The sequence below is a fragment of the Streptomyces sp. NPDC002588 genome (genome assembly GCF_040295925.1).
In the GTDB taxonomy this organism is placed as follows: Bacteria; Actinomycetota; Actinomycetes; order Streptomycetales; family Streptomycetaceae; genus Streptomyces.
This window is the reverse complement of the sequence record NZ_JBEOWF010000050.1, coordinates 59699-85608: the sequence shown is the minus strand read 5'-3', so window position 1 is coordinate 85608 and position 25910 is coordinate 59699. Positions and strand designations below refer to the sequence as shown.

The following is a 25910-nucleotide window of genomic DNA, read 5'->3' as shown; positions in this document are numbered from 1 at the left end:
GTCGCAATCCACACCAGGCCAGAAGGCCCTCACCTATTTCAAGATCCCTCAGCCGAGATCTGCCTCACCCGTCCACAACCTCCCGGGACAGAACAGCTAGGGCCGCAGCACCAGGCCGTGGGCGCGGCGGCCGCAGCCGCGTACCTCGCATCGCTCCGCTCCGCTTCGCCGATGGCGAGCCGCACCTGTCCAGTGCGACGACGCGGACGTCCAGTCCAGAGATCCTCGAGGGCCGTACCGCACCTTTAGCGTGGCGGCGCAGGTCGCGTTTCGCCAACCGGCCACGGAGGATCGGAGGAGCGGTATGACTAGTCTGGTCGAGGCGGCGGAGTTCTCGCCGGCTGTCTCCGAGGCGGACACGCCCACGGACACACTCCAGGAGACGGACCTGCTCCAGGAGGACATGCACGACGCGGCGCGGCCCGATCTGCGGGAGTACGCCGCCCGGTTACGGCTCGTCAAGGACCAGGCACTCGACGGTCCCGGGGACGCCGCGACCGCCAAGCAGTGGGCCGCGGGAAAGCTCACGGTCCGCGAGCGCCTCGCCCTGCTCTTCGACGAGGGGTCGTTCCAGGAGGTCGAGCCGTTGCGACGGCACCGGGCCTCGGCGTTCGGGATGGCCGACCGCCGCCCGTACACCGACGGCGTCGTCACCGGGTGGGGAACCGTGCACGGGCAGACCGTGTTCGCGTACGCGCACGACTTCCGGATCTTCGGCGGCGCGCTGGGCGAGGCCCACGCCGAGAAGATCCACAAAGTGATGGACATGGCCCTGTCCGCCGGGGCGCCGCTGGTGAGCCTCAGTGACGGTGCGGGCGCCCGGATCCAGGAGGGGGTCACCGCCCTCGCCGGGTACGGCGGCATCTTCCGGCGCTGTGCGCAGGCCTCCGGGGTGATACCGCAGATCAGTGTGGTGCTCGGGCCCTGCGCGGGCGGGGCCGCGTACGCCACCGCGCTGACGGACTTCGTCTTCATGGTGCAGGACACCTCACGGATGTTCATCACCGGTCCCGATGTGATCCAGGCCGTGACCGGCGAGGTCATCAGCCACGAGGAGCTCGGCGGCGCGGGTGTGCACGCGGAGAGGTCGGGGGTCGCCGCCTTCACGTACGACAACGAGGCCGACTGCCTGGCGGACGTGCGGTATCTGCTGACGCTGCTGCCGCCCAACAACCGGTCCGTGCCGCAGCAGCACCCCAGCGCCGACCCGCCGGACCGGCGTACGGACTCCCTGCTCGACCTCGTACCGGCCGACCCCCGGGCCAGCTACGACATGACCGAGGTCATCGCCGCGATCGTGGACGACGGCGAGTACCTCGAGGTGCACCAGCGCTGGGCGCCCAACATCGTCTGCGCCTTCGCGCGGCTCGGCGGACAGGTCGTCGGCATCGTCGCCAACCAGCCGGCGCGGCTCGCGGGTGTGCTCGACATCGACGCGTCGGAAAAGGCCGCGCGGTTCGTGCAGACCTGCGACGCCTTCAGCATCCCGATCGTCACGCTCGTGGACGTACCCGGATTCCTGCCCGGCAGGGAGCAGGAGCACGACGGGATCATCCGGCGCGGCGCGAAGCTCCTCTACAGCTACTGCACGGCCACCGTGCCCCGCGTCCAGCTCATCCTGCGCAAGGCGTACGGGGGCGCGTACATCGTGATGGACTCCCGCTCGCTGGGAGCGGATCTGTCCTACGCGTGGCCGGCGAACGAGATCGCCGTGATGGGAGCCGAGGCCGCCGCGAACATCATCTTCCGCCGGGAGATCACCGCGTCGGCCGATCCCGCCGCCACCCGGGAGGGGCGCATCCGGGAGTACCGCGAGGAGCTGATGCACCCGTACTACGCGGCCGAGCGCGGCCTCGTCGACGACGTGATCGACCCCGCCGCCACCCGCGAGGTGCTCATCCGCTCGCTGCGCATGCTGCGCGGCAAGCACGAGTCCCTGCCGGCCCGCAAGCACGGCAACCAGCCGGTGTGACGGCGATGGACGGGATGAACACCACAGCGGACGACGGTGTCCTGCGCGCTGTGCGCGTCGTAGGCGGTCAGGGTGACGCCCGGGAGCGGGCCGCCGTGACGGCGGCCCTCGCGGCGCTCGCGGCGCTGCGCGCGAGCGGGGCGTCCCGGCTGCCCTCCTTCACAGCACCGTGGGTGCGGGACCGCGCCTATCTGGTGCCCACCGCCTGGACCAGTGACCTGGCGCAGGCACCGCGGCGCGCCTGGGTCGTCGAGGTGGGCGAGGAGCGGCTCACCGCCGTGCTCGCGCATCCGGCCCCGGTGCCGGGGAGCGGGTCGGGAAGAGCGAGAGAGACGGGCTGATGCTGCCGGAGAAGGCGAAACTTGGACGCTGGGCTTCGGTACGGGGCCGGATCAGCGAGGTCGACCACGCGTTCGGGGACCCCTGGAGCCCGGACAATCCGCTCGGGTTCGACGGGGTGCTCGCGGCCGCCGGCACGGGAATGCCCGCTCCGGCGGCACTGGACCGCTACGACGGGCTGGCGCTCAATGCCGAGTTCGTGCCCGCGGAACTGGGCGGGCGACTCGACGGCCTTGACGTGACCGGGGCCGTCTTCCGGCCGGTGATGCGGCGGGACGCGCGGCTGGCCGCGGTCGGCGGGATCTCCTCGCTCCTCGCCGCCTTCGTCGTCTGGGCGGGCGGCAACGCCTCGCAGCGGCTGCGCACCTCCGAGGTCCTGCTGGGCGGTGCGCGGCTGGCCATCGCCTGTCACCAGCTGGAGCACGCGAACATCTTCTTCGAGGAGGAGTTCCGCGCCCGCCGGTCCGGCTCGGGCTACCTGCTGTCCGGCCGCAAGCCGGCGATCAACAACCTCGACCACGCCGAGCTGATCCTCGCGTACGCGGCGACCGGTGACGGGGACGGCCCGCAGACGCCCCAGGAGAGTCACTCGCTTTTCCTGCTCGACCGCGCCGAGTTGCCCGACGCCTGGGTGCGCCGGCTCACCAAGGGGCCCGCCGGATCGGGACAACCTCCGCTCACCGGGCTTGAGTTGCTGGACTGCCCGGTGCCCGGTGAGGCCCGGGTGGGCGGTTGGGGACAGGGCGTCGTGGTGGGAGCGAGCGCCTATCCGCTGATCAACGCCACGGTGGCGTCGATGCTGATCGGTCTGGGCGACACGGCGTTGCGCGCGACGCTCCGCTTCCGCACGCACGGGCCGGCCCCGGCCGGGCGGCGGATCAACGAGCGACAGGTGCGTACGGTCGTCAACGGCGCCTTCGCGGATCTGCTGACGGCGGACTGTCTGGCCCTGGTGGCCACCCGGGCGCTGCATCTGCTGCCCGGGGAGTGCGATGTGCTGGCGGCGGCCGCGAAGTACCTGGTGCCGAAGCTGCTGAGCGAGTCCATGTACAGCCTGTCGGTGGTGCTCGGCGGCGCCTTCCACACGGAGGAGGGGCCCAGCACCCTGGTGCGCAAGCATCTTCGGGATCTGGACACGGTCAGCTTCGGCCATGTGGGCAGCGCCGTGTGCCAGACGGTGATCGTGCCGTACCTGCCGCTGCTCGCGGCGGACGCCGAGGCGCTGGAGGCCGCTCGGCCGCCCGCGGGCCTCTTCCGGCCGGGCGACGGGGTTCCGGGGCTGTCCCTGGACCGGCCGGCGCACTTCGGCGGGGCCGACGGGCTGTGGGGGTACGTTTCGCGGGCGTTGGCCGAGGACTCGGTGGGCGCCGGTACCGAGCTGGCCGGGGCCTTCCGGCCGTATGCCGTGCAGCTGGCGGAGGAGATGCGCGACGCGTTGCGGGAGTTCGCGACCCTCGGCCCGGTGGGCGGCGGTGCGGTGCCCGACGCCCGTGGGTTCCCGCTCAGTGAGCGGTACGCGCTCGTTCTGGCGGCGGCCGCCTGCGTCGGGGTGTGGCGGGAGTCCGGCGGCAGCGGCTTTCTGGCCGACCCGGCCTGGCTGCTGTCCGCGCTCGACCGCATCCTGCGCCGGCTCGGGCGGCCGGTGCCCCCGCTGCCGGCGGAGGTCGAGGCCCGGCTCTTCGCGGAGGCCCGGCTGCGCGCCGACTCCCGCATCGGATTCGACCTGTACGGGGCCGAGTTGGCGGGGTGATGCGGTCGCCGCACGGTGCGATCGGTCGCCGCACCGGTGTGGTCCTGCCGCGTCACGACGCCGCTCCGCCGCACCGACCGGGAGGTGGCGGGGCCGCGTCGTTCCGGGGACACGTCCCGGCCCGCGGGCCGGAAACAGCCGGACCGGCCCGACCCGCGCGTCCCCGTGCGGTGAATGTCAGTGAAGTGAGGAGAGACCGATGACCATACCGCCCGTCCGGACCCTTCCCCCGACGTGCTGGGCGCGGACTCCGGCCGAGCTCTGGGAAGTGCTGCGCGACGACCTGGAGACCTGCGGGGTCGGGCTGGTCCAGGCCTCGCTGCGGCAGTGGCGGCTGAACCGCCCGGACGAGGACCGGCTGCGCCGCCTCCTGGGGCGCGATCTGACGCGTTACCAGGCGACGGACAACGAGACGGTGCGGGAACGGTTCGCCGCGTCCCGGGCGCTGCTGCGCTGCGCGGTGGGGGCGGCCGTGGGCATGGCGCCGGAGCATGTGGAGATCGGGTACCACCTCAGCGGCCGGCCGTTCGTCCGCGGCTGCGACCAGGTGGACATCAGCCTGAGCCACACGGCCCACCTGCTCTTCGTCGGCGTCACCTCGCTCGGCCGGATCGGCGTCGACGCGGAGAGCGCCGACCGGGCGCCGAGCGTGGCCGAGCTGGACCGTCACATCTGCACACCGTCCGAGCTGAGGGCGATGGACGGCATCCCGCCTGAGGGCTACGAGGCGCTGGTGCTCCAGCGGTGGATCCTCAAGGAGGCGTACAGCAAGGCGCTGGGCCAGGGACTGCACTTCCCGTTCACGGAGTTCGGCTTCGAGGTGCGGGGCGGCCTGGCGCGGTTGTGCCACAAGGACGGCGCGCGCGTGGAGGACCCCACCTGGACCTTCCACAACCTGCCGCGGACGGACGGGCACCAGGCCGCCGTGGCGCTGCAGGACCTCCGAGCGGGGCACGTCGGGGACACCCGGGTGGGTACGGCCGTGGACCTGCGGACGGCGCGGGCGCTGTGGGGCGACCGGACCGCGTGAAGCGTTCACCCCTTCGCTCGAGGGGGGCTCCAGCCCGTTCGCCCACGCTGGTAGAGGCCAGGTGAGGTGTTCGATCTACAGGAGGACCACGTGGCAGCCAATCATGGCATTGCCGCCAAAATCGGTGGCTGGAGCGCAAGGCATCGGAAGGCAGCCGTGTTCGGCTGGCTGCTGTTCGTGGTGATCGCTTCGATGGGCGGTGCCTTGGGAACGGTCCAGTCCGACGACGTCGACAACGGCGTCGGCGAATCGGGCCGTGCCGCGCGCATTCTGGCCGACGCCGGAATCAAGGCGCCGGCGCAGGAGGTCGTCCTGCTCTCCAGCCCGGATCTGTCCGCCGACAGCGCGCAGTTCAAGAGTGCCGTCGCGGACGTCGAGAGCGCGGTCAAGAGCTCGGACCAGGTCGCCGCGGTGCGTTCCCCGTACGAGACGGGCGCGATCTCCAAGGACGGGCACGCCGTCCTGGTCGGCTACACGATGAAGGAGGGGCGCCAGGAGGCGGCCAAGACGATCGGTGAGGTCCTGGACTCGGTGACCGCGGCCGCGGCCGGGCACAAGGATGTGAAGGCCGAGCTGTACGGCGAGGCGACCGCGCAGAAGTCGCTCACCGACACCACCAACGAGGACCTCGCGGGCGCCGAGTACGCGGCTGTGCCGCTGGCTCTCGGCATTCTGCTCGTGGCGTTCGGCGCGCTGGTGGCCAGTGTGCTGCCGGTGGTGCTGGCGCTCACGGCGACGGCCGGCGCGTACGGTCTGCTGGCGTTCAGCAGCCACCTGATCCCCTCCGACATCAACGCCAACGTGGTGCTGATGCTGGTGGGTCTGGCGGTCGGCGTCGACTACAGCCTGTTCTATCTGCGCCGGGAGCGCGAGGAGCGCGCCGCGGGCCGCAGCGCGGACGACGCCCTGCGCATCGCGGCGGCCACCTCGGGCCGCGCCGTCGTCGTGTCCGGCATCACCGTCGTGCTCGCCATGTCGGGCATGTTCCTGACGGGCATCGCGACGTTCAAGGCGATGGGCGCCGCGTCGATCGCCGCCGTGGTCGTGGCCGTGGCGGGTTCCGTGACGGTGCTGCCCGCGCTGTTGTCGATGCTCGGTGACCGGGTCGAGAAGGGCCGTGTCCCGCTGCTGGGCCGCAGGCGTTCGGCGAACGAGGACAGCCGCTTCTGGCGCGTGCTCAGCGACAAGGTGCTGCGCTTCCCGCTCGCCGCGGCGGCCATCGCCACGGTCGCGCTGCTGGGTCTGGCGGCACCGGTGCTCCACATGGAGACGGCGATGCCGAGCGTCACGCAGGACCTCGACCCCGACACCCCGTTCGTCCAGGCGGCGAGCCACATCGACAAGGAGTTCACCGGCAACGCGACGACGGCGAAGATCGTGGTGGCGACCGCCGACGCCGACAGCGGCGAGGTGACGCGCGCCATCGACGAGTTCAAGACCAAGGCGATCGCCAGCGGCAAGCTCTTCGACCCCATCGAGGTCACCAGGCACCGTCAGGGTGTCGTCGAGATCGAGGTCCCGATGGCCGGCCGCGGCGCGGACGGACCGAGCGTCGCGGCGCTGAACGTGCTGCGCGACTCGGTGGTGCCGCAGACGTTCGGTGCGGTGAAGGGCACCGAGACCGCCGTCACCGGGGTCACGGCGCAGTCGGTGGACTTCAACAGCCAGCTGAAGCGCAGCGTCGTACCGGTGCTGGCGTTCGTCCTGGTGCTGGCCTTCCTGCTGATGCTCACCACCTTCCGTTCGCTGGCCATCGCGGCCACCGCCATGGTGCTCAACCTGCTGTCCGTGGGCGCCGCGTACGGCGTGCTGACGCTGGTCTTCCAGGACGGCGTCGGGCTGTCCCTGACCGGCGGCCACTCCAGCGGGCCGATCGCCTCCTGGCTGCCGCTGTTCCTCTTCGTGATCCTGTTCGGACTGAGCATGGACTACCACGTGTTCGTGGTCTCCCGGATCCGGGAGGCGTACGACCGCGGGGCCGACACCCGGTCCGCGATCGCGCACGGGCTGCGCTCCACGGCCGGTGTGATCACCGCCGCGGCGCTGATCATGGTGGGTGTCTTCGCGGTCTTCGCCACTCTGTCCGTGCAGTCCATCAAGCAGATGGGCGTCGGCCTCGCCGTGGCCGTGCTGCTCGACGCCACGATCATCCGTGCCGTCCTGCTGCCCGCGGTGATGGCGCTGCTCGGCAACGCCAACTGGTACCTGCCGCGTTGGCTGTCCTGGCTGCCCGACCTCTCGCACTCCGAGAGCGGTGACGAGGCCCCGGCCCCGGCTTCCGGCAAACAGAGCGCCCCGGTGGCCGCACAGCCGGTGGCCATCAGGTCTCCGAAGGAGATGACACAGTGACGGAGCCCTCAAGAGGCATCCTGGGCACGGTGGGCAACACTCCACTCGTCGAACTGAACGGTCTGATGCGCCGTTCCAGCATCCGGGTGTTCGCCAAGATGGAACGCTTCAACCCGGGCGGCAGCATCAAGGACCGCTCCGCCCTCAACATGCTGCTGGGCAAGATCCGGGCGGGCGAGCTGATTCCCGGTCTGTCCACGGTCGTCGAGTCCAGCTCGGGCAACCTGGCCATCGGCGTCGCACAGATCTGCCGGTACTTCGGACTGCGCTTCATCTGTGTGGTGGACGCCAAGACCACCGCGCAGAACCTGGCGATCCTGACGGCGTACGGCGTGACCATCGAGATGGTGAACCGGCCGGACGCCGACGGCGAGTATCTGCCGGCCCGCATCCAGCGGGTCAAGAGTCTGCTCGCCGAGATCCCGCACTCGTACTGCCCCAACCAGTACGCCAATCCGCTCAACTCGGCCGCGCACGAGGAAACCATGCGGGAGGTGTCGGAGGCGCTGCACGGCCGGGTGGACTACGTGTTCTGCCCGACGAGCACCTGCGGCACCATGACCGGAGCGGCCCGCTACATTCGCAAGAACGGCCTGCGGACCAAGGTCGTCGCCGTCGACGCGGTGGGGAGCGTGCTCTTCGGGCAGGCTCCCACCCGGCGGCTCATCCCCGGGCACGGGGCGTCGATCATCCCTCCCCTGCTGGATCCGAGCGCCGCGGACATGGTCGTCCATGTCTCGGACCTCGAATGCGTGGTGGGCTGCCGACGGCTCGTCGAGGACGAGGCGATCCTCGCCGGCGGCTCCTCCGGTGCCGCGGTGGCCGCGCTGGAGAAGGTCCGGGACACCATCCCCGCCGGTTCGCACTGCGTCCTGGTCTTCCCCGACGGCGGAGACCGCTACCTCGACACCATCTACTCGGACGCGTGGGTGGAGCAGCAGTTCGGCGAGGTCGGTCATCTGTGGAAGAAGCTGGAGACGACGGGAGCGGCTCGGTGCTGATCATCGGACACGACGACGTACGCGATCTTCTGGCGGGCCGCGAGAAGGAAGTGATCGACGCGGTCCGCAGGGCGTACGTCCTGCACGACGAGGGGCGCAGCGCGGTCCCGCACTCGGTGTTCCTGCGCTTCCCGGGCAAGCCGCGCGACCGCATCATCGGCCTGCCGGCCTTCCTCGACGGCGACGGCGACAGCGACGGAACGTCACCGGACAGTGCTGCGGCGGGCTTCAAGTGGGTGTCGTCCTTCCCGGGGAACCTCGCCGAGGGACTGCCCCGGGCGAACGCGGCGATCGTGATGAACTCGCTGCGCACCGGCCGCCCGGAGGCCCTCGTCGAGGGCTCGCTGATCTCCGCGTCGCGCACCGGGGCGAGTGCCGCGCTGGCCGCCTCGGTCCTGCTGGAGGGCACACCGGCCGCCACCGCGGCGCTGGTCGGCACCGGCCCGATCAACCTGGAGGTGCTGCGTTTCCTCGCCGTCACCGTCCCGAGCCTGGCCTCGGTGACGGTGTTCGACCTCCTGCCCGAGCGGGCCGAGGAGTTCACGCGCCTCGCCGCCGCGGTGGCCCCGGCGGTCCAGGTGTCGGCGGCCGCCACGATCGAGGAGGCGCTGGCGGGCCGGAGCCTTGTCTCCATCGCGACGACCGCGGCCGCCCCGCACATGGATCTGCGGCATGTCGACCCCGGAGCGGTGGTGCTCCATGTCTCCCTGCGTGACCTGGAGGCACAGGCGATCCTCGACCACCACAACATCGTGGACGACGCCGACCACGTCTGCCGGGAGCAGACCTCTCTGCACCTGGCGCAGGAGCGTTCCGGCAACCGGGACTTCATCGACGCGTCCATCGGCGCGCTGCTGCGAGGCACCGCCGACTTCCGCCCCGACCCGGACAAGGTGACGGTCTTCTCGCCCTTCGGCCTGGGTGCGCTGGACATCGCCGTGGCCCAGCTGGTGCGCGCCGCGGCGCTGCGCGAGGGGCGCGGCACCCGGGTGGAGGGCTTCCTGCCCGCGCAGTGAGGCGTCCGCGGCGGCACGGCCGCCGGCGCGTCCGCCACTTCCCGACTCAGGAAAGGGTCACAAGCAATGCTCGTATCCGAACTGCCCGGCCAGACACTGCCCGTGCTCATCGAGGGCGACGGCGACGGCCTGCCGGTCCACGAGGTGATCGCCGCCGAGCGCACCAAGATCCGTGAACTGCTCACCACGCACGGCGCGGTGCTCTTCCGCGGGATCGGCGAAGGGGGTGTCGAGGCCCTGGACGCCGCGGTGCGCGCGCTGTCCGGCAAGCCGCTGAACTACACCGAGCGCTCCTCGCAGCGCACCACGATCAAGGGCCGGGTCTACACATCCACCGAGTACCCGGCCACCGAGGAGATCTTCCTGCACAACGAGTGCTCGTACCAGCTGAGCTGGCCGAACGTCGTGTACTTCACGTGCCTCGCGGAGCCCACCAGCCAGGGCGCGACACCGCTGGCCGACATCCGGCAGGTGTACCGCAACATCGACCCCGAGGTGCGGGAGGAGTTCCGCAGGCGCGGCTGGATGTACGTCCGCAACTTCCTCGGCGAGGAGATGGGCGGCACCTGGCAGTACTTCTACGACACCGAGAGCCGCGCGGAGGTCGAGGAGTACTGCAAGGGCCAGGGCATCGACGTGGAATGGCGCGGTGCCGACGGGCTGCGCACACGCGCGGTGCGCAAGGCGATCCACACCCATCCGGTGACGGGCGAGGAGGTCTGGTTCAACCACGCCACGTTCTTCCACGTGACGACGCTGTCGGCGGACTACCGGGACGCCCTGCTGGAGATGTACGCCGAGGACGACCTGCCGAGCAACACGTACTACGGCGACGGCGGCCGGATCCCGGACGACGTGATGGACCACCTCAGGGCGGCCTACCGCTCGGCCTACACGCGGTTCGACTGGCGGCAGGGCGATCTGCTGGTGCTGGACAACATGCTGACCGCGCACGCGCGCGAGCCGTTCACCGGCCCGCGGAAGATCGCGATCTCGATGGCGGAGGCATCGGGCGAGGAGCCGGCGGGTGCCTGAGGGCGGCGGCGCCCGAGGCGGTGCGCCGGCGGGTGGCCGGGGCGCGGTGACCGCGCTGGCCGTACGCCTCACCGGGCCCGCCGACCTCGGCGCGGTGACCCGGTACGAGTCCGACCCCGGGGCGGCGGGCTGGCTGGGCGTGAAGGGGCTCGCCTGGCACGAGCGGGCGCTGGCCGACCCGGACCAGGAGCATCTGCTGGCCGAGGTGGACGGCGAGCCGGCCGGGTTCGTCGTCCTGGCCGGGCTGCGCGAGACAGCGGGCACCGTCGAACTGCGGCGCATCGTGGTGGGGCCCGCCTTCCAGGGCAGGGGTCTCGGCCGGAGGATGTTCCGGACCGCCGTGGCGCGAGCGCACGGCCTGCACGGCGCCCACCGTGTCTGGCTCGACGTCAAACCGGGCAACGTCCGGGCACGGGCGCTGTACACCTCGGAGGGCTTCATCGAGAACGGCACGATCGCGGGTCCTCCGGAGGACCCGGAGGACCTCATCCTGATGATTCACGACGCCAGGTAGACGGGTTGCCCCTGGCCGGGGTCGATGCCCTCGTGGTCCCCATCCACGAGGGCTTCGGCCGTCAGCCGGAAGTGTCCGTCGTCGGTGAGGCCCGCCCGCAGCACGCCCCCGACCTGCTCCAACCGCACCGTCAGATTCCCCAGACCACTCCCGCCCCCCTCACCCGGCGGACGCTCCGGAGCGACCACCACCCCGTCGTTCACCACCTCCAGACGCACCACACCCTCCGACTCCACCACCCGGATCACACACCGCTGCGCCCGACTGTGCCGCAGCACATTCGTCACCGCCTCCCGCAACACCGTCGCCAGCACCGTGTCCAACCGGCCCGGCAACCCCCCACACCCCACCTCCAACTCCACCGCGATGTCCGCCGCCCCCAACACCGACCGCGCCGAATCCGCCTCCGCCTCCAACGACATCTCCCGATACCCACTCGCCACCAACCGCACATCCGCCAACGCCTGCCGCGAGATCGCCAGCATCTCCGCCACCTCCACCCGCGCCCGATCCGGCACCCGAGGCAACAACCGATACGTCAACTCCGACTTCAACGTGATCGCCGACAGACTGAACCCCAGCAGATCATGCAGATCACGCGCCACCCGCAACCGCTCCCGCATCACCGCCAACCGCGCCAACTCCCCCCGTGAGGCCCGGACTTCGACGACGGAGGCGGACAGTCTGCTCATCCCGTACACCACCAGGCCGGTCAGCAGCGGAGCGGTCACCGTGTAGACGGTGTCGATCGTGCCGAGGTGCTGCGCGTAGGTCAGCGGCACCATGGCGGCGACGACGGCCGCGAACAGGGCCCAGCCCGCCCAGCCCTCGACGAGCAGCAGCAGCGAGCCGGCCAGAAAGCCCGCGACGGCGTCCCAGGCCCAGCCGAACCACAGGAGCGGGACATAGGTGACGACGGCCTGGACGCCGAGCGTGAGGCCGGCCCGCCGGCGCCACCGGGCGCGGGCCCGTACGGACGAGTGCAGCAGCTGGAGGACGAGGACGGCCGCCACGGCGGCCGCGAGCCCCACGAGCACGGGGGTGCCGGGCTTGGTGGCCAGAACGTTGAGGACGGTCATCACGAGGAAGCCGCAGAACACGATCTGGGTGATGAGCCAGGCGAGCCGCGGCGCGGAGACATCGGTCAACGCGTCCTCGTGGGGGTGCGGCGCGAGCTCCGGTACGGGTGCGTCGGCCGTCTCCGCGCGTGCGCGGCGGGCCGGGTCGCCGCGGCCCGGCGTGTCATTCGGGATCTCCGCGCGGACGCGGAAGTGTCCGTCGTCGGTGAGGCCCGCCCGCAGCACGCCCCCGACCTGCTCCAACCGCACCGTCAGATTCCCCAGACCACTCCCGCCCCCCTCACCCGGCGGACGCTCCGGAGCGACCACCACCCCGTCGTTCACCACCTCCAGACGCACCACACCCTCCGACTCCACCACCCGGATCACACACCGCTGCGCCCGACTGTGCCGCAGCACATTCGTCACCGCCTCCCGCAACACCGTCGCCAGCACCGTGTCCAACCGGCCCGGCAACCCCCCACACCCCACCTCCAACTCCACCGCGATGTCCGCCGCCCCCAACACCGACCGCGCCGAATCCGCCTCCGCCTCCAACGACATCTCCCGATACCCACTCGCCACCAACCGCACATCCGCCAACGCCTGCCGCGAGATCGCCAGCATCTCCGCCACCTCCACCCGCGCCCGATCCGGCACCCGAGGCAACAACCGATACGTCAACTCCGACTTCAACGTGATCGCCGACAGACTGAACCCCAGCAGATCATGCAGATCACGCGCCACCCGCAACCGCTCCCGCATCACCGCCAACCGCGCCAACTCCCCCCGCGTGACCTCCACCTGGGCCACCGAGGAGGAGAGCCGGCTCATCCCGTACACGACGAGACCGGTGAGGCATCCGGAGATGACCAGATAACTGGCCCACGGGGCGCTGGATCCGCGCAGCAGCGGCAATGGCGCGATGCTGACGGCGACGGCCGCGAACAGGGCCCAGCCGGCCCAGCCCTCGACGAGCAGCAGGACCGACCCCGACAGGAAGCCGGTCATGCTTCCCCAGGGCGTGTCGAGCCAGGCCAGGGGAAGATAGGTGACGACCGCCTGGGCGGTCAGGCTCAGCGCCTGGTGCCGTCTCGGGCGGCTACGCGCGTAGGGTGACATGTGCCAGAGGTGCAGGGCGAACGCCGCACCCACGCAGGCGAAGGACGCGATCAGGGCCGGGGCGCCGGCCTGGAGCGCGAGCAGGTTGAGCACGGTGGCGAGCAGGTAGCCACAGAAGACGACCAGTGCGATCGTCCGCGCGAGCTGTGGTGCTGTGACGCCGGGCATCGAGCCTCCGCCAACACGAAGTGGTCCGACCGCGCGTGGTCGGGCCAGCCGACAGGACAGGTTTGTCAGTATCTCCGACGCACCTTGGTGTCGGCCTGAAACCGTTGGGCGACTATGCGCCGTGCCTGTGGGCCCGTTCCGGCCAGTCGGCGCCGTTCGCCGGGCTCCAGGGCTGGTCGGCGCGGCTTGCCTCGCTGGTGGCGCGGCGGCCGACGGCCATCTCCCCCACGCTGGACTCGGCCCGCCAGTCGGTGGCGAAGACCCGGGCCGCCACCTCCACGTCACCGGTCGCGACGGCACACGAGGCGAGCCCCATGGCTTCGCTGACCAGATACAGCGTCTGCATCACCACCCCCACGTGTTTCAGGATCAACGCGTAGCCCAGGCCGCCGTATTCGGGCAGCACCCGGCCGAACCGGGCGGTCATCGTGATCAGCAGCGGGGGCGAGGACAGTGCGTCGATGGCGAAGCGGCCACAGGTCAGCAGCTCCTCGGCCGGCTCGGAGCCGATCCGTTCGAGGCGGTGCCCGAGCGGGTCGTAGCGGTAGACGCCCCGGGGGATGCCTGTACACGCGACGACCGTGAGGTAGAACTCCAGCTCGTAGGCGGAGCCGGCGCTGGGGTAGGGGCGGTCGCTGAGTGTCCTGGCCGGGCCCCCCAACCCGACCGGCGCCCCGGTGCGCAGGGCGCGCACCCGCAGGCAGCGGTAGAGCAGTTCGCCGATCTCACGTGCCGTCAGCGGGGCCTGCTGGTACGAGCGGGTGGAGTGCCGCCGCTCCAGGGCCACGCTCAACGGCGGGTCCTCGGGGACGACGTCGTCCCATTCCGGACGGTGCAGCGCGATCGTCTCGTTCCGCCCGGAGAGTCGCACGGCCGGTTCGGGCAGCTGATCCGCGTTCGGTTCACCGATCGCGCCGATGACGTCGTCGTGCCGACCGAGCCGGCTGCGGGTGTGGAACATCAGGGCGTTCGGCGTCCAGCCCGCCAGCGCCGGATCGGTGTCCTCGGCGAACTCCGGGGGAAACACGCCGTCTTCGGCGTCCGACTGCACCAGCATCCCGGCGGCCAGGAGATAGGAAAGGGCTTCGTGGGCAAGCTCCCGGGCCTGTCCCCAGGCCTTCGCCGCGTCCTCGGGCCGCGTGGCCGACGCCAGCAGCGCGAGCAGGGGCAGCGCCTCGGCGCGGTGCAGCTCCACGCGGTGCAGCGCCAGGGGCGATTCGACGACGAAGCCGCGGCCGTCGCTGCGCAGCACGGCGAACCGGGAGAGTTTCAGCAGGCGGTCGGCGGGGAGGGCGACGGGCTCGAACACGGCGTGCGGCGAGAGCGGGACGGCGGAGAGCAGCGGCTGTCCGCCGTCCAGGTCCAGGGACCGTACGATCAGCGGCTGGAGTTCGGAGAGCGCCCGCATCAGCAGGGTCTGCCGGCCGCTCCCACCGCGCCCGGCCCGGAGAGCGTTCTCCAGGTGGACCGGGCCGAAGCTCATCCGGCGCAGTGCCTCGCGCACCACCGGCTCCGGCCGTTCCAGCACGGTTTCGCCCCAGCGGTTGTGCAGGACGAGCCCTTCGCCCGAGGGCGACTCCTCCACGGTGACGTCCTCGCGCAGCGACCAGAGGGCGTGGGAGGGCTCGGACCGTGTGTCGGGTGGACCGGAGGACCACATGGGGGCTCCTGCATGCGTCGGGAAGGAATGCGGACGGCCGGGCGGCAGAGCTGCCGCCCGGCGGCCCTCGGAGGGAGGGAGGATCGGATCTGCCGCGGGGAACTGCTGGGCGTGTCGCTGGGAAGATTCCCGGTCGTCAGGACCCGGGAACGAGTGACCTAGGCGTCCGCGATGCAGAAGGTCAGCAGCGCGGTGCCGAGATCTACGGAGCGATCGAGGTGCTCGACGACCAGTCCGGAGCGGCCGGGGGCGGCCTCGGCACCCAGCCAGGGCATGTACGCGCCGGCCTCGGCGTCGGTCGTCACGGCGTCGGAGAAGTCCTTGACAAGCATGTGTCCACCTTCGGGGCGCTCAGCTCAATGGAGTCTCCAGAATTGGGCCGACGAGCCTCTCGGCAACAGTGAAATCTTCACGTGCCGCCCGTGGATTCTTAACGGCACTAGTCATGAAGCGATAACTGGGCCCCGAGCGCCTCTCCTTGGAGACTCGACCGGTATTAGGGCCCTCCTCGTGGACGGCCTTCGAACCGCTATCGAGGAGTGGGTATGGAGATCAGGCTCCTGGGCCAGCTGACGGCACGGGTCAACCACCGGTCCATCGTGCCGAGCGCGGCGAAGCCGCGTCAGGTCCTCTCGCTGCTGGCCCTGCACCCCGGCCGGGTGGTCACCGTGTCGACCCTCCTGGAGGAGCTGTGGGGCGACAACCCGCCACGCAGTGCGCTGACCACCTTGCAGACCTATGTCCTCCAGCTGAGGAGGCTGATCGCGGAGGCGCTCGGGGACTCGCACAGCCGCGCGGCGAAGGAGATCCTGGCGACCCGGCACGGCGGCTACTCGCTCGTGGTGCCGCCGGAGGCCGTCGACGTCCAGCCGTTCCGCCGGCTGATCCGCTCCGGCCGTACCGCCTACGAGCTGGGCGACGACCGTACGGCCGCCACGATGCTGGGTGACGCGCTCGACCTCTGGCTCGGCACCGCCCTGCTGGACGTGCCGCACGGGCGTGTCCTGGAGCTGGAGGTCAGCTCGCTGGAGAACGCCCGGATGGTCGCGCTCGAACAGCGCATCGAGGCGGATCTGCGGCTCGGGCGTCACGCCGAGTTGCTCAGCGAGTTGTTCACGCTGGCGGCCCGGCACCCGATGCACGAGAACCTCTACGCGCACCTGATGACCGCCCTGTACCGCTCCGGTCACACCGCGCGGGCGCTGGAGGCGTTCCAGCAGCTGCGCCGTGTGCTCATCGCGGAGCTGGGGCTCGAGCCGTCGCCCCGGGTGCAGCGGATCCACCGGGCCATCCTGTCGGGCGACCCGGCCCTGGACCCGCCGCTGCCGGCCGTCCACGGGGGTGTCGGACTGCTTGTCCCGGCGCGCTCGGCGTGAGGCCGGGGCGCGCCGGCCAGGAGTCCCGGCGCGCCTCGCGGCTTCAGGACAGAGCGCGGGAGATCACCAGCAGTACGGCTGAACCGAAGAACAGAATTCCGGTGTTGAGCAGCATCCCCCGATTGCCGCGCCGGAGTTGAATGCCCAGCATGATTCCGGTGAACACCACGAAATAGACACCGGCGAGGACGGCCCATACCGACTCCCAGAATCCCGCGATCACCCCCGCCACGCCGACGACGTCGAGCAGGCCGAGCAGCAGCGTCAGCGACCTGCTCGGCCGCCGGCCCGTCACGGCGTCGAACTGGACGAGCTGGGCCTCCATGTGGGTCAGCATGCCGAGGGCCTGGAGCGAGAATTCCAGGATCACCAGGGCGGAAGCGAGCGCGGCAACGACATTCACGGGTAACTCCATTCAGGGTGTGGGGGGTTGGGACATGCGCGGGGAGGCCGTATCTGGTGTCCCCAGGAGCCTCTCGGGGTAATCTGGAGCCTCAGTCACGTCACAGGGGCACGATTTCTTGCACGGGGGATGCAGAAGATGATCAAGATCGTGCTGGCCGAAGACATGCACATGATCCGTGGCGCGCTGGTGGCCCTGCTCGCGTTCGAGCGGGACATCGAGGTGGCGGCCGAGGTCGAGTGCGGTGACGACATCGTCCCGGCGGTCCTCAAGCACCGGCCCGACGTGGCCGTACTGGACATCGACCTGCCGGGCATGGACGGTCTGACCGCCGCGGACGTCGTACACCAGAAACTGCCCAGTTGCCGCACGCTGATCCTGACGAGCCTCGGCCGTCCCGGCAATCTCCGTCGTGCGCTGGACGCCCATGTCTCCGGTTTCATCGTCAAGGACGCTCCGCCGGCCAAGCTCGCCGACGCGATCCGCAGAGTCGTCGCGGGCGAGCGGGTGATCGACCGGCAACTCGCCTTCGCCGCCTGGGAGACCAAGGCGAATCCGCTGACCCTGCGCGAGACGGAGGTGCTGCGGATGACGGCGGAGGGCGCCGAGGCCGCGGAGATCGCCTCGCGCCTGTTCCTGTCCGTCGGGACGGTCCGCAACTACCTGACGACGATCGTCACCAAGCTGCGGGCCCGCAACCGCGTCGACGCCATCCGCATCGCCCGCGACCAGGGCTGGGTGTGACCTCAGGAGGACCATCCGCCCCCCTCTTCGGCCAGGTCCCGGAGCTGTAGCTCCAGAGCCAGCTCCGTCGTGCTCAACGAGACCTCCGGGCACAGCCGTTCGGGATGACCGGCGGGTATGCCGCCCGGAGCCCGGCGCACAGGGGGAAGCCGCTCGTCGAGGACGACCGGCGGCGTGTGCACCCAGATGCCCCCGAACGCCACCAGGGCCCGGTAGGCCGACCGCAGCATCATGCGGATCAGGGAATGGTGCTGGCTGGCCACGGAGACCTCCTCGGCTTGGCAACCCTCCCGATCCTTCCCGCCCGCGCTCGAGGCCCGCTTTACCCGTGGACACCACGACACCCCCGGCGCGTCACTGCCCTCGCCCCTCCTCAACGAAACGTGCCCGGGTGTCAAGTGACGGTTTCACGGAGGGCTGATGACTGCCGCACTGTCCCCCACACACCCCGGAGACAAAGAATCGCTGCAACACCGGTTCATCAAAGGGGAGTTGAACATGAGTGCTGGGGGGACGGGGCTCGATCGCACCGAAGGTGACGACAGCGCCCTGCTCGGATTCAAGCGCCATCTGCAGGCGACGGTCGTGCCGGGGGAGGCCGCGTACCTCGTGTCGCAGGCCGGCGTGACCGCACTGCACGGCGCCCACGCCGAAGTACTGGTGCCACTGCTCGACGGGACCCGCTCGGTGCGGTCCGTCATCGAGGCGGCAGGCGACGTCCTGTCGGCCGACGAGGTGCGCGGGTCGCTGCGCCTTCTCCAGGAGGCGGGGCTGCTGCGCCGCGCACCGGCGGGCCGTCGCCAGGAGGCCCCGTCCGCCTCCGACCACGCGGCCCGGGCGTACTGGGAACTGGCCGGGCTGGACGGGGACGGCGCGGCCGGCCGGCTCGCCACCACCTCCGTTCGGATCATGAACCTCGCCGCGGCGGACACCGCGTCCCTGGTACGCGCCTGCGCGGACTCGGGGCTCCAGGTCACCGAGGAGCCCGGCGCCGGCCTGACACTGGTGCTCTGTGACGACTACCTGTCGCCCGATCTGCACGAGGTGAACGTCAGGCACCGCGCCCAGGGACAGCCCTGGATGCTGGCCAAGCTCTCGGGCAGCGTGCCCTGGGTCGGCCCCCTCTTCCGGCCCCAGGACGGGCCGTGCTGGTCGTGCCTAGCGGTCCGGCTGAACCTGCACCGGCGCAGCGAGTCGCCCCTCCAGCTCGCTCTGGGGCTGCGCGGTCCTTTGCCCCGCCCCGAGGCGTCACTGCCCGCCGGCCGCTCGCTGGCCATGCACACCGCTGTCCTGGAGAGCGCCAAGTGGCTGGCCGGCATCCGGTGTGCCGGGCAGGACGCCGTCCACACCTTCGACACCGTGTCCCTGGGCGTGGACAGCCACCCGGTGGCCCGCCGCCCCCAGTGCTCGCACTGCGGGGACCCCGGGCTGACGGCCGCCCGGGTCCAGGCCCCCTTCGTACCGGTGTCGCGGCCCAAGGCGGTCCAGGAGGGCAATGGTCACCGGGCGCTGACGGCCCAGCAGATGCTGAGGACCTACGGCCACCTCATCGACCCCCTGACCGGGATCATCAAGGAGGTGCGGCGCGACCCGCGCAGCCCCGACTTCGTCCAGACCTATCTGTCGGGGCCCAACCTGGCCACCTCCGCCCACACCCTGGCCGGTCTGCGCGCCGGTCTGCGGACGCTGAGCGGGGGCAAGGGCAGCACCGAGGCGGAAGCGCGGACCAGCGCGCTGTGCGAGGCCGTAGAACGTTACTGCGGCACCCGGCACGGGGACGAGCCCGTGGTGGTCGGCAGCTACCGTTCGCTCCGGGACCAGGCAGTGCACCCCCATGCGCTCCAGCTGTACGACGAGCGGCAGTTCCGTGACCGCGACCGCTGGAACGCCGCCCGCTCTCCCTTCACCTACGTGCCGCCGCGCTTCGACGAGGAGCGGGTGACCGAGTGGACGCCCACCTGGTCGCTGACCGGCGGTTGCCGGCGGCTGGTGCCGACCTCGCTCCTCTACTACGCGCTGCGCGCCGGCGCCGATGACACGCTGCGCGCCGACTCCAACGGGAACGGCGCGGGCAGCAGCCCGGAGGACGCCCTGGTGCAGGGCTTCCTGGAACTGGTGGAGCGCGACGCGGTGGCCCTGTGGTGGTACAACCGCACCCGCCAGCCCGCCGTCGACCTCACCTCCTTCGCCGATCCGTGTGTGGACGGACTCGTCGAGGGCTGCCGGCGGATCGGGCGCGAGGTCTGGGCCCTCGACCTCACCTCGGACTTCGGCATCCCGGTCGTGGTCGCGCTGTCGCGGCGTACGGACAAGCCGGCCGAGGACATCGTCTTCGGCTTCGGCGCCCACTTCGACCCCCGGGTGGCGGTGCGGCGGGCGCTGACCGAGATGGCCCAACTGCTGCCCGCCGTCTGTTCGGTGAGACCGGACGGCTCCGGCTACGGGATCGACGCGCCCGAGCCGAGGCGCTGGTGGCAGCACTCCACCACCGCCAACCAGCCCTATCTGCGCCCCAGCCGGTACGAGTCCGTCCGCACGCCCGCCACCTGGGCGTACGCGCCGCGGACCGATCTGCGCGACGACGTGACGGCCATCGTCGACCTGGTCCGGGAGCGCGGTCTGGAGCTTCTCGTGCTCGACCAGACGCGGCCGGACATCGGCCTGCCGGTGGTGAAGGTGATCGTCCCCGGGATGCGGCACTTCTGGGCCCGGTTCGCGCCCGGGCGGCTGTTCGACGTCCCTGTCGCGCTGGGCCGGGTCAAGGAGCCCACGCCGTACGAACGGCTCAATCCGATCCCCCTGTTCGTCTGAGCCGACCTTTAGTTCCGTACGAGTGGGGCTGCATAGCCTCTGGTCAGAACCCTCACCCACCCCATTCGACCGCCCTGACCTTGGGGAGATGTCATGAGCATCCCAACCAGCACCGATGTCCTGATCGTGGGGGGCGGACCTGCCGGCGCCCTGCTCGGCTGTCTGCTCGCACGACGCGGCATCGAGGTGCTGGTCGTCGAGAAACAGCAGCACCTCGACCGCGATTTCCGCGGCGAGACACTCGCGGCCCCGTCCGTGGTCACCCTGCGCAAGCTCGGCTTCGGCCCGGCCCTGGAGCAGCACGGCTATCTGGAGACCCGGGCGGTCACGATGCGCATGGAGGGCCGCCAGGTCCTGCACGTCGACTACGGCAGGTTCGGCTTGGACGTCCTGCCGATCGACATCCCCCAGCCGGCGCTGATCGGGATCTTCAACGAGCAGTCCGCCGGCCTGCCGGGCTACACCTACGCGTCGGGCACCGGCTTCACCGGCCTGATCGAGGAGGACGGCGTCGTACGCGGCGCCGTCCTCAAGCGGAAGGACGGCGAGCGGGTCACGGTCCGCGCCCGGCTGGTGGTCGGCGCCGACGGACGCTTCTCCAGGGTCCGCAAGGCGGCCGGCATCACCGCCCGGATCACCCCCATGGAGCGGGACTTCCTCTCCTTCAAACTGCCCAGGCCCGCGGGCTGGGGCAACAACGCGGAACTCGTCGTGGAGCAGGGCAAGCACCTCGTCGTCCTGCCGACCTTCCCGGACTTCCTCCGTATCGGGCACAACCTGCCCAAACGAGGTCTCGGCGAGCTGCGCAAGGAAGGCTTCGACGCCTTCCGGGCCGGGATCGCGGCCATCGACCCGCGGCTGGAGCCGCTGCTCACCGAGCACCTGCGCTCCTGGGACGACACCGGCTTCCTGGAGATCTTCACCGCCGAGGTCGACGACTGGGCGCGCGACGGACTGATCCTGATCGGCGACGCCTCTCACACCTGCACCCCGATCCTGGGACAGGGCGTCAACCTCGCCATCCAGGACACCGTCTGCCTCGCCCCCGTCATCGCCCGCTCACTGGCCCGCGGTGGGGCGGGCAGCGCCCTGCCCGCCGCGGAGTTCGCCGAGTTCGTCGCGACGCGCCGCAAGCACAAGGCACGGGTGACCCGCTTCCAGCGGCTCCAGGAGGCGGCGCTCGCCATGCACACCCCGCTGCAGACCCTGCTGCGCCGGGCCCGGTTCCGCACCCTTGACCATCTGCCCCTGAAGTACGTGGTGTTCGGCAAGGTCATCAACGCCCCGCACCCGGTGGACGCGGCCGACCTGAGGACCGCGGGCCAGGAGTCCCAGGCACCCCTGGCGGCCTGAACCACCGCCCGGGAGCGATCCCGGGCGGCCCGAGTCCGCACTCCGGACGGAGCTCCCCCGCGCCGGCCCCCGGCCATCCCCCGCCCGGGCAGAGCCGGCTGCGGTCACGCCCCGTCCGGAGTGCGGGTATCGCACCTTAGTTCGGCTCAAGTACAGCTTTCTACTGTTATGTCATCAGATCGCGTGATGCGGGGCAGACCTGCGGTCCGCCTTCCCGAAACCTTCCGAGCAAGGGACCTGACGTTGTGAGACTCACCGCCCTCAGCGAAGTACTGCCGGGTGCACCGGTCACCAACCGGGACATGGCGGAGCGCTTCGGACTGCATGAGAAGTGGCTCGAGAGGATGACCGGCAACCGCAGCCGGTACTTCTGCGATCCGGCGGCGCCGGACGGCACCCCCAGGACCACCGGGGACCTCGCGACCGCCGCCGGAGAGCGGGCGCTGCGGGCAGCGGGCGCCGACCCCTCCTCCCTGGACTTCATCGTTCTGACCACCGCCTCGCCGGACGAGCTGATGCCGGCGACGGTCAACACCGTCGCCGACCGGCTCGGCGTCAACGACATCCCCACCTTCCAGCTCACCTCAGGCTGCGCCGGAGCGCTCACCGGCCTCTACACCGCACGGGCGCTGCTGGCCGGCGGACTGCGCCGGGGCCTCGTCATCGGCGCCGACACCGTGGTCAAGCTCTGGCCGTCGGAGCGCGACATCCAGCAGATCCGCCCCGCCGAACTGGCGAACTTCGCGCTCTTCGGCGACGGCGCGGGCGCCGCGGTCGTCGACGCCGACGACGACGGCCCCGGCTTCGTGGTGGAGCACATGCTGCTGCGTACCACCGGCAAGGGCCGCAAGCCCGCCCAGGTGGTGCGCTGGTACGGCGCCGACGGAGCGCCCCTCGTGCCGGCCCCCGACGGCAGCATGGTCCGCGAGCCGATGAGCGACGAGGACTACAAGGCCATCGAGGAGCATGTGCCCGGCCTCGCCTGCACCGTGCTCGAGGAACTCGCCGCGGCCACCAAGTGGCGGGTCGGCGAGGTGGAACACATCCTGCCGCCGCAGCTCAACGGCGCCATGACGGAGAAGATCCGGGCCCATATGGGTGTCACCGCCGAGCAGGCCGTCTCCTGTGTCGCCGACACCGGCAACAACGGCAACGCGCTGCCCTTCATCCAGCTCAACCGTGCCGCTCAGCGCATCGCGGACGGAACGGGCGTCGGCGGCCGCGTCCTCGTCACCACCATCGAGTCGTCCAAGTGGATCGTCTCCGGCCTGGCACTGCGCCACCGGCCCGCGGGGTCCGCCGATGTCGTCTGACCACGGCGGCAGCGCCGCCGATCCGCTCAAGGAACTGCGCTCCCTCAAGCGCGCGGGTCTGCGGACGGCCGTGCCCCGCGTCCGCGCCCTGCTGCGCGGCATCCCTGACGCCCTCGGCCTGGAGAGCGCCGGTGCCCTGCTGTCCGGGGCGGGAGCGCGGGAGCAGCTGGGTGCCTCCGGGCTGCTGGTGCAGCAGCGCATCGCGGTGCTGGGCAGCTCGACCCTCGACACGCTGGCGCCGCTGCTGACCGCGGTGCTGGTCCGCGAGGGCCTGCTGCCCGAGACACGGCTGGCCGGCTACAACCAGTGGCGCTTCGAAGTCCTCTCCGGCGCACCGGCGTTGAAGGACCTCGAACCCCAGATCGTGGCCCTGCTCCTCGACGACACCGCCGTCTTCGAGGAGGTGACCGACCCGCTGGACATCACACAGATCGAGGAGCGCTGCGCCGCCTTCCCCGCCACGCTCGCGCAGTGGGTGCGCTCCAGCCGCGAGGTGCTCGGCGGCCTGACGGTGCTGACCACCGTGCCGCTCGCCCCGCTGCGCCGCGACCGGATCGTGGACTACGCCGCCAAGGCCCGCCTGGAGGCCGCCTGGCACCGGATGAACGCCGGAATCCTCGCGCTCGCCGAGGAGTCGCCCTCGACCGTGGTGCTGTCCCACGAGGCGCCGGCCGCGCGCGCCGGTTCGGTCTTCGGCGGCCCGCGGATGCGGCACATCGCCGCGCACGTCTTCTCCCCCGAGTTCCTGGCGGAGTACGCGCAGGAGCTGGCCCGCGTCGCGCGCGCCGAAATGGGGCGGGCCGCCAAGTGCCTGGTCCTCGACCTCGACAACACCCTGTGGGGCGGGGTCGTGGGCGACGACGGGGTCGGCGCACTGCGCCTGGGCGGGGCCTACCCGGGCTCGGCGCACCAGGAACTGCAGGCACTGGCACGGGACTTCATGCGCCAGGGCGTCATGCTCGCGGTCGCGTCGAAGAACGACGAGGCCACCGCGCGTGAGGCCGTCGCCACCCATCCCGAGATGGTCCTCGGACCCGACGCGTTCGTCGCCTTCCACGCCCACTGGGGACCCAAGCCCGACTCCGTACGGCAGTTGACGGCGGACCTCAACATCGGCGCGGACGCGCTGGTGTTCGTGGACGACAACCCCGTGGAGCGGGGGCTCATGCGCGAGGCACAGCCGGCGGTCGCCACCGTGGAACTGCCGCGGGACCCCGCCGAGTACGCGGCACACCTCGCCGCGCGCGGCGACTTCAACCTGCTGCGGCTCACCGAGGAGGACCGCGGGCGCACCGACCTCTACCGCGCCCGCGCCCGGCGCGCCGTGCTCGCCGAGTCCTCCACCGACCTGGAGAGCTATCTGGCGGCACTCGAACCCCGGCTGTCCGTCGAGCCGGCCGGTCCGCTCAACACGGCCCGGATCAGCCAGCTCTTCGGCAAGACCAACCAGTTCAACCTGACCGGCATCCGGTACGCCGAGGCCGAGGTCGCGCGACGGCTCGCCGACGGCAGCGGACGGTTCCTCGGCGCCCGGCTCACCGACCGGTTCGGCGACAACGGGCTGATCGCGGCGCTCGCGCTCGGCACCGAGGCGGACGGCAGCTGGACGATCGAGAACTTCGTGCTCAGCTGCCGGGTCTTCTCGCGGCGGGTCGAGGACACCCTCGTCGGACTCGTCCTGCGCGCGGCCCGCGAGCACGGCGCCCCCGCCGTCACGGCCCGCTTCTCCCGCACCGCCAAGAACACCGCGTTCGCCGGCTTCTACGCGGCCCAGGGCTTCGCCGTCGTCGGCGAGGACTCCGGGGCCACACTCCACCGCCATTCCCTGACCGATCTGCCGGGCCTTCCCCGGTACATGAGCGTCACCGACGAAGAGGGAGTCTTCGATGTCCGCTGAGTCAGTGGTCGCCGAGGCCGTCGGGCAGCTGCTCGACCTGGAGCCCGACGACCTGACCACGAGCACCCGTCTCGGCGAGGCCGAGGGCTGGGACTCCGTCAACCAGATGCGGCTGCTGGTCCACCTGGAGCGAGAGCTGGGCACGGCGCTCGACTACGACCGCTTCATGCAGGCCGAGACGCTGGGCGACCTCGCCTCGGTCGTCGCGGCCGTCGCACGGGACGTGGTGGCATGAGCGCGGTCACCGTCAGGGAGTTCCCGCGTGCCCGGCGCGGCACCCTGACCTTCCTGGGCGGCGCCCGCGAGACCTGCCATGTGTATCTGTGGGCGGACGTGGACGCGTCCCGGATGGTCACGGCCCGTACCGCGAGCGGCGGCAAGCTCAGCTTTGTGAGCATGCTGGCCAAGGAGGCCGCCGACGTCGTGGCGGACTTCCCGGACGCCCGCGCCATGCTCCAGGGCGGTGCGCTGCGGCCCCGGCTCGCCGTGCCGGACGCGGTCGACGTCAAGGTGCTCTTCGACAAGACCGTCGACGGACAGCGCTGTGTGGTCTCCGGCACCGTGCCGGACGCCGCGAACCTGTCGGTCATCGAGGTGCAGGACCACGTCACCACGTACAAGGACGCCCCCGTGGACGCCACGGGCCCCTACCGCCAGTTGCTGAAGATGCAGCGGCTTCCGCTGCCGGTGGCCCGGCTCGTGTACCGGGCCGCGCTGCGCGACCCGGCACGCCGGGCCGCACTGCAGGGCACGTTCTCCGTCACGTCCGTCGGCCAGGAACAGGTCCGGGCCATCTTCCCGATGATCTCCGGGACGCTCGGCTTCGGCATCGGCCGGATCGCCGACACGCCCGTGGCCGACAGCGGCGGCGTGCGCGTGGCCCCGGTCTTCACCCTCTCGCTCGCCTTCGACCACCGGGTGATCGACGGTGCCGTCGCCTCCGAGGTGCTGGGCCGGGTGAAAAGCCGGCTCGAGGCCCTCGACGTGGCCTGACCTTCT

At 71.3% G+C, this 25910-nt stretch carries 22 protein-coding genes; 17 read left to right on the top strand and 5 right to left on the bottom strand.

The genetic code is table 11. The features are described 5' to 3' along the window. Window positions 1-403 precede the first annotated feature (403 nt). The 9 genes from ABT057_RS40455 (at window position 404) to ABT057_RS40415 (ending at window position 11006) form a co-directional block, all read left to right on the top strand. The gene (locus ABT057_RS40455) at window positions 404-1972 is read left to right on the top strand and encodes an acyl-CoA carboxylase subunit beta (RefSeq protein WP_352348939.1); all 1569 of its coding nucleotides are present in this window, start codon (window positions 404-406) and stop codon (window positions 1970-1972) included. A gap of 14 nt (window positions 1973-1986) precedes the next feature. Then, complete coding sequence (locus ABT057_RS40450; protein WP_352348937.1) at window positions 1987-2313, top strand: hypothetical protein; 327 nt, start codon at window positions 1987-1989, stop codon at window positions 2311-2313. Beyond that, window positions 2313-4061, top strand: coding sequence for an acyl-CoA dehydrogenase family protein (locus tag ABT057_RS40445; RefSeq protein ID WP_352348936.1), 1749 nt, complete (start codon window positions 2313-2315; stop codon window positions 4059-4061). The genes ABT057_RS40450 and ABT057_RS40445 overlap by 1 nt, the downstream gene beginning before the upstream one ends. 199 nt (window positions 4062-4260) lie before the next feature. After that, entirely contained in the window at window positions 4261-5091 is an 831-nt protein-coding gene (locus tag ABT057_RS40440) for a 4'-phosphopantetheinyl transferase family protein (protein WP_352348935.1), read from the top strand. Between the two features lie 90 nt (window positions 5092-5181). Continuing rightward, window positions 5182-7440 carry an MMPL family transporter gene (locus tag ABT057_RS40435; RefSeq protein WP_352348934.1) on the top strand — a complete coding sequence of 753 codons (2259 nt, stop codon included), beginning with the start codon at window positions 5182-5184 and terminating at the stop codon, window positions 7438-7440. After that, window positions 7437-8441: a 2,3-diaminopropionate biosynthesis protein SbnA gene (gene sbnA, locus ABT057_RS40430; RefSeq protein ID WP_352348933.1), complete on the top strand. Its 1005-nt coding sequence runs from the start codon at window positions 7437-7439 to the stop codon at window positions 8439-8441. Before ABT057_RS40435 ends, sbnA begins: the two co-directional genes overlap by 4 nt. Then, window positions 8402-9457 (top strand): 2,3-diaminopropionate biosynthesis protein SbnB, encoded by a 1056-nt coding sequence (gene sbnB / locus ABT057_RS40425; RefSeq protein WP_352348932.1) that lies wholly within the window; start codon window positions 8402-8404, stop codon window positions 9455-9457. Before sbnA ends, sbnB begins: the two co-directional genes overlap by 40 nt. Before the next feature lie 66 nt (window positions 9458-9523). Next, window positions 9524-10492, top strand: coding sequence for a TauD/TfdA family dioxygenase (locus tag ABT057_RS40420; protein ID WP_352348931.1), 969 nt, complete (start codon window positions 9524-9526; stop codon window positions 10490-10492). Then, the gene (locus ABT057_RS40415; protein ID WP_352348930.1) at window positions 10485-11006 is read left to right on the top strand and encodes a GNAT family N-acetyltransferase; all 522 of its coding nucleotides are present in this window, start codon (window positions 10485-10487) and stop codon (window positions 11004-11006) included. Before ABT057_RS40420 ends, ABT057_RS40415 begins: the two co-directional genes overlap by 8 nt. Here ABT057_RS40415 and ABT057_RS40410 read toward each other — a convergent pair. The 3 genes from ABT057_RS40410 to ABT057_RS40400 all read right to left on the bottom strand — a co-directional run bounded on the left by ABT057_RS40410 (window position 10991) and on the right by ABT057_RS40400 (window position 15346). After that, a complete protein-coding gene (locus ABT057_RS40410; protein WP_352348929.1) occupies window positions 10991-13354 on the bottom strand; it encodes a sensor histidine kinase in 2364 nt (787 codons plus the stop codon). The two genes, ABT057_RS40415 and ABT057_RS40410, sit on opposite strands and share 16 nt — an antisense overlap. Window positions 13355-13466: 112 nt before the next feature. Next, window positions 13467-15014: a SagB/ThcOx family dehydrogenase gene (locus ABT057_RS40405; RefSeq protein ID WP_352348928.1), complete on the bottom strand. Its 1548-nt coding sequence runs from the start codon at window positions 15012-15014 to the stop codon at window positions 13467-13469. Window positions 15015-15172: 158 nt separating this feature from the next. Continuing rightward, the gene (locus tag ABT057_RS40400; protein ID WP_352348927.1) at window positions 15173-15346 is read right to left on the bottom strand and encodes a hypothetical protein; all 174 of its coding nucleotides are present in this window, start codon (window positions 15344-15346) and stop codon (window positions 15173-15175) included. 213 nt (window positions 15347-15559) lie between these two features. Here ABT057_RS40400 and ABT057_RS40395 point away from each other — a divergent pair, with 213 nt between their 5' ends. Next, window positions 15560-16390: an AfsR/SARP family transcriptional regulator gene (locus tag ABT057_RS40395; protein ID WP_352348926.1), complete on the top strand. Its 831-nt coding sequence runs from the start codon at window positions 15560-15562 to the stop codon at window positions 16388-16390. A 43-nt stretch (window positions 16391-16433) separates the two neighbouring features. Here the strand turns inward: ABT057_RS40395 and ABT057_RS40390 are convergent, their stop codons facing one another. After that, on the bottom strand, window positions 16434-16793 hold the full coding sequence (locus ABT057_RS40390; protein WP_352348925.1) for a DoxX family protein: 360 nt from the start codon (window positions 16791-16793) through the stop codon (window positions 16434-16436). A gap of 138 nt (window positions 16794-16931) precedes the next feature. Between ABT057_RS40390 and ABT057_RS40385 the strand changes: the two genes are divergently transcribed. Beyond that, window positions 16932-17537 carry a response regulator transcription factor gene (locus ABT057_RS40385; RefSeq protein ID WP_352348924.1) on the top strand — a complete coding sequence of 202 codons (606 nt, stop codon included), beginning with the start codon at window positions 16932-16934 and terminating at the stop codon, window positions 17535-17537. A 2-nt stretch (window positions 17538-17539) separates the two neighbouring features. Here ABT057_RS40385 and ABT057_RS40380 read toward each other — a convergent pair whose 3' ends face one another. Beyond that, window positions 17540-17800: a DUF6059 family protein gene (locus ABT057_RS40380; protein ID WP_352348923.1), complete on the bottom strand. Its 261-nt coding sequence runs from the start codon at window positions 17798-17800 to the stop codon at window positions 17540-17542. Window positions 17801-18035: 235 nt separating this feature from the next. Between ABT057_RS40380 and ABT057_RS40375 the strand changes: the two genes are divergently transcribed. The 6 genes from ABT057_RS40375 to ABT057_RS40350 all read left to right on the top strand — a co-directional run bounded on the left by ABT057_RS40375 (window position 18036) and on the right by ABT057_RS40350 (window position 25904). Beyond that, entirely contained in the window at window positions 18036-20348 is a 2313-nt protein-coding gene (locus tag ABT057_RS40375; RefSeq protein ID WP_352348922.1) for a TOMM precursor leader peptide-binding protein, read from the top strand. Between the two features lie 93 nt (window positions 20349-20441). Then, entirely contained in the window at window positions 20442-21701 is a 1260-nt protein-coding gene (locus tag ABT057_RS40370) for an FAD-dependent monooxygenase (protein ID WP_352348921.1), read from the top strand. A 245-nt stretch (window positions 21702-21946) separates the two neighbouring features. After that, on the top strand, window positions 21947-23014 hold the full coding sequence (locus ABT057_RS40365) for a 3-oxoacyl-ACP synthase III family protein (RefSeq protein WP_352348920.1): 1068 nt from the start codon (window positions 21947-21949) through the stop codon (window positions 23012-23014). Beyond that, window positions 23004-24911, top strand: coding sequence for an HAD-IIIC family phosphatase (locus tag ABT057_RS40360; RefSeq protein ID WP_352348919.1), 1908 nt, complete (start codon window positions 23004-23006; stop codon window positions 24909-24911). Before ABT057_RS40365 ends, ABT057_RS40360 begins: the two co-directional genes overlap by 11 nt. Further along, window positions 24901-25146 (top strand): acyl carrier protein, encoded by a 246-nt coding sequence (locus ABT057_RS40355; RefSeq protein WP_352348918.1) that lies wholly within the window; start codon window positions 24901-24903, stop codon window positions 25144-25146. The genes ABT057_RS40360 and ABT057_RS40355 overlap by 11 nt, the downstream gene beginning before the upstream one ends. Beyond that, window positions 25143-25904, top strand: a complete 762-nt coding sequence (locus ABT057_RS40350; protein ID WP_352348917.1) for a 2-oxo acid dehydrogenase subunit E2 — start codon at window positions 25143-25145, stop codon at window positions 25902-25904. The genes ABT057_RS40355 and ABT057_RS40350 overlap by 4 nt, the downstream gene beginning before the upstream one ends. The last annotated feature ends 6 nt before the right edge of the window (window positions 25905-25910 follow it).

What these genes read in the sequence shown, in the direction of transcription:
- ABT057_RS40410 (WP_352348929.1), bottom strand. Translation starts at nt 13,354, where the DNA reads ATGCCCGGCGTCACAGCACCACAGCTCGCGCGGACGATCGCACTGGTC.
- ABT057_RS40350 (WP_352348917.1), top strand. Translation starts at nt 25,143, where the DNA reads ATGAGCGCGGTCACCGTCAGGGAGTTCCCGCGTGCCCGGCGCGGCACC.
- ABT057_RS40405 (WP_352348928.1), bottom strand. Translation starts at nt 15,014, where the DNA reads ATGTGGTCCTCCGGTCCACCCGACACACGGTCCGAGCCCTCCCACGCC.
- ABT057_RS40455 (WP_352348939.1), top strand. Translation starts at nt 404, where the DNA reads ATGCACGACGCGGCGCGGCCCGATCTGCGGGAGTACGCCGCCCGGTTA.
- ABT057_RS40400 (WP_352348927.1), bottom strand. Translation starts at nt 15,346, where the DNA reads ATGCTTGTCAAGGACTTCTCCGACGCCGTGACGACCGACGCCGAGGCC.
- ABT057_RS40370 (WP_352348921.1), top strand. Translation starts at nt 20,442, where the DNA reads ATGAGCATCCCAACCAGCACCGATGTCCTGATCGTGGGGGGCGGACCT.
- ABT057_RS40395 (WP_352348926.1), top strand. Translation starts at nt 15,560, where the DNA reads ATGGAGATCAGGCTCCTGGGCCAGCTGACGGCACGGGTCAACCACCGG.
- ABT057_RS40440 (WP_352348935.1), top strand. Translation starts at nt 4,261, where the DNA reads ATGACCATACCGCCCGTCCGGACCCTTCCCCCGACGTGCTGGGCGCGG.
- ABT057_RS40360 (WP_352348919.1), top strand. Translation starts at nt 23,004, where the DNA reads ATGTCGTCTGACCACGGCGGCAGCGCCGCCGATCCGCTCAAGGAACTG.
- ABT057_RS40355 (WP_352348918.1), top strand. Translation starts at nt 24,901, where the DNA reads ATGTCCGCTGAGTCAGTGGTCGCCGAGGCCGTCGGGCAGCTGCTCGAC.
- ABT057_RS40385 (WP_352348924.1), top strand. Translation starts at nt 16,932, where the DNA reads ATGATCAAGATCGTGCTGGCCGAAGACATGCACATGATCCGTGGCGCG.
- ABT057_RS40450 (WP_352348937.1), top strand. Translation starts at nt 1,987, where the DNA reads ATGAACACCACAGCGGACGACGGTGTCCTGCGCGCTGTGCGCGTCGTA.
- ABT057_RS40420 (WP_352348931.1), top strand. Translation starts at nt 9,524, where the DNA reads ATGCTCGTATCCGAACTGCCCGGCCAGACACTGCCCGTGCTCATCGAG.
- ABT057_RS40445 (WP_352348936.1), top strand. Translation starts at nt 2,313, where the DNA reads ATGCTGCCGGAGAAGGCGAAACTTGGACGCTGGGCTTCGGTACGGGGC.
- ABT057_RS40375 (WP_352348922.1), top strand. Translation starts at nt 18,036, where the DNA reads ATGAGTGCTGGGGGGACGGGGCTCGATCGCACCGAAGGTGACGACAGC.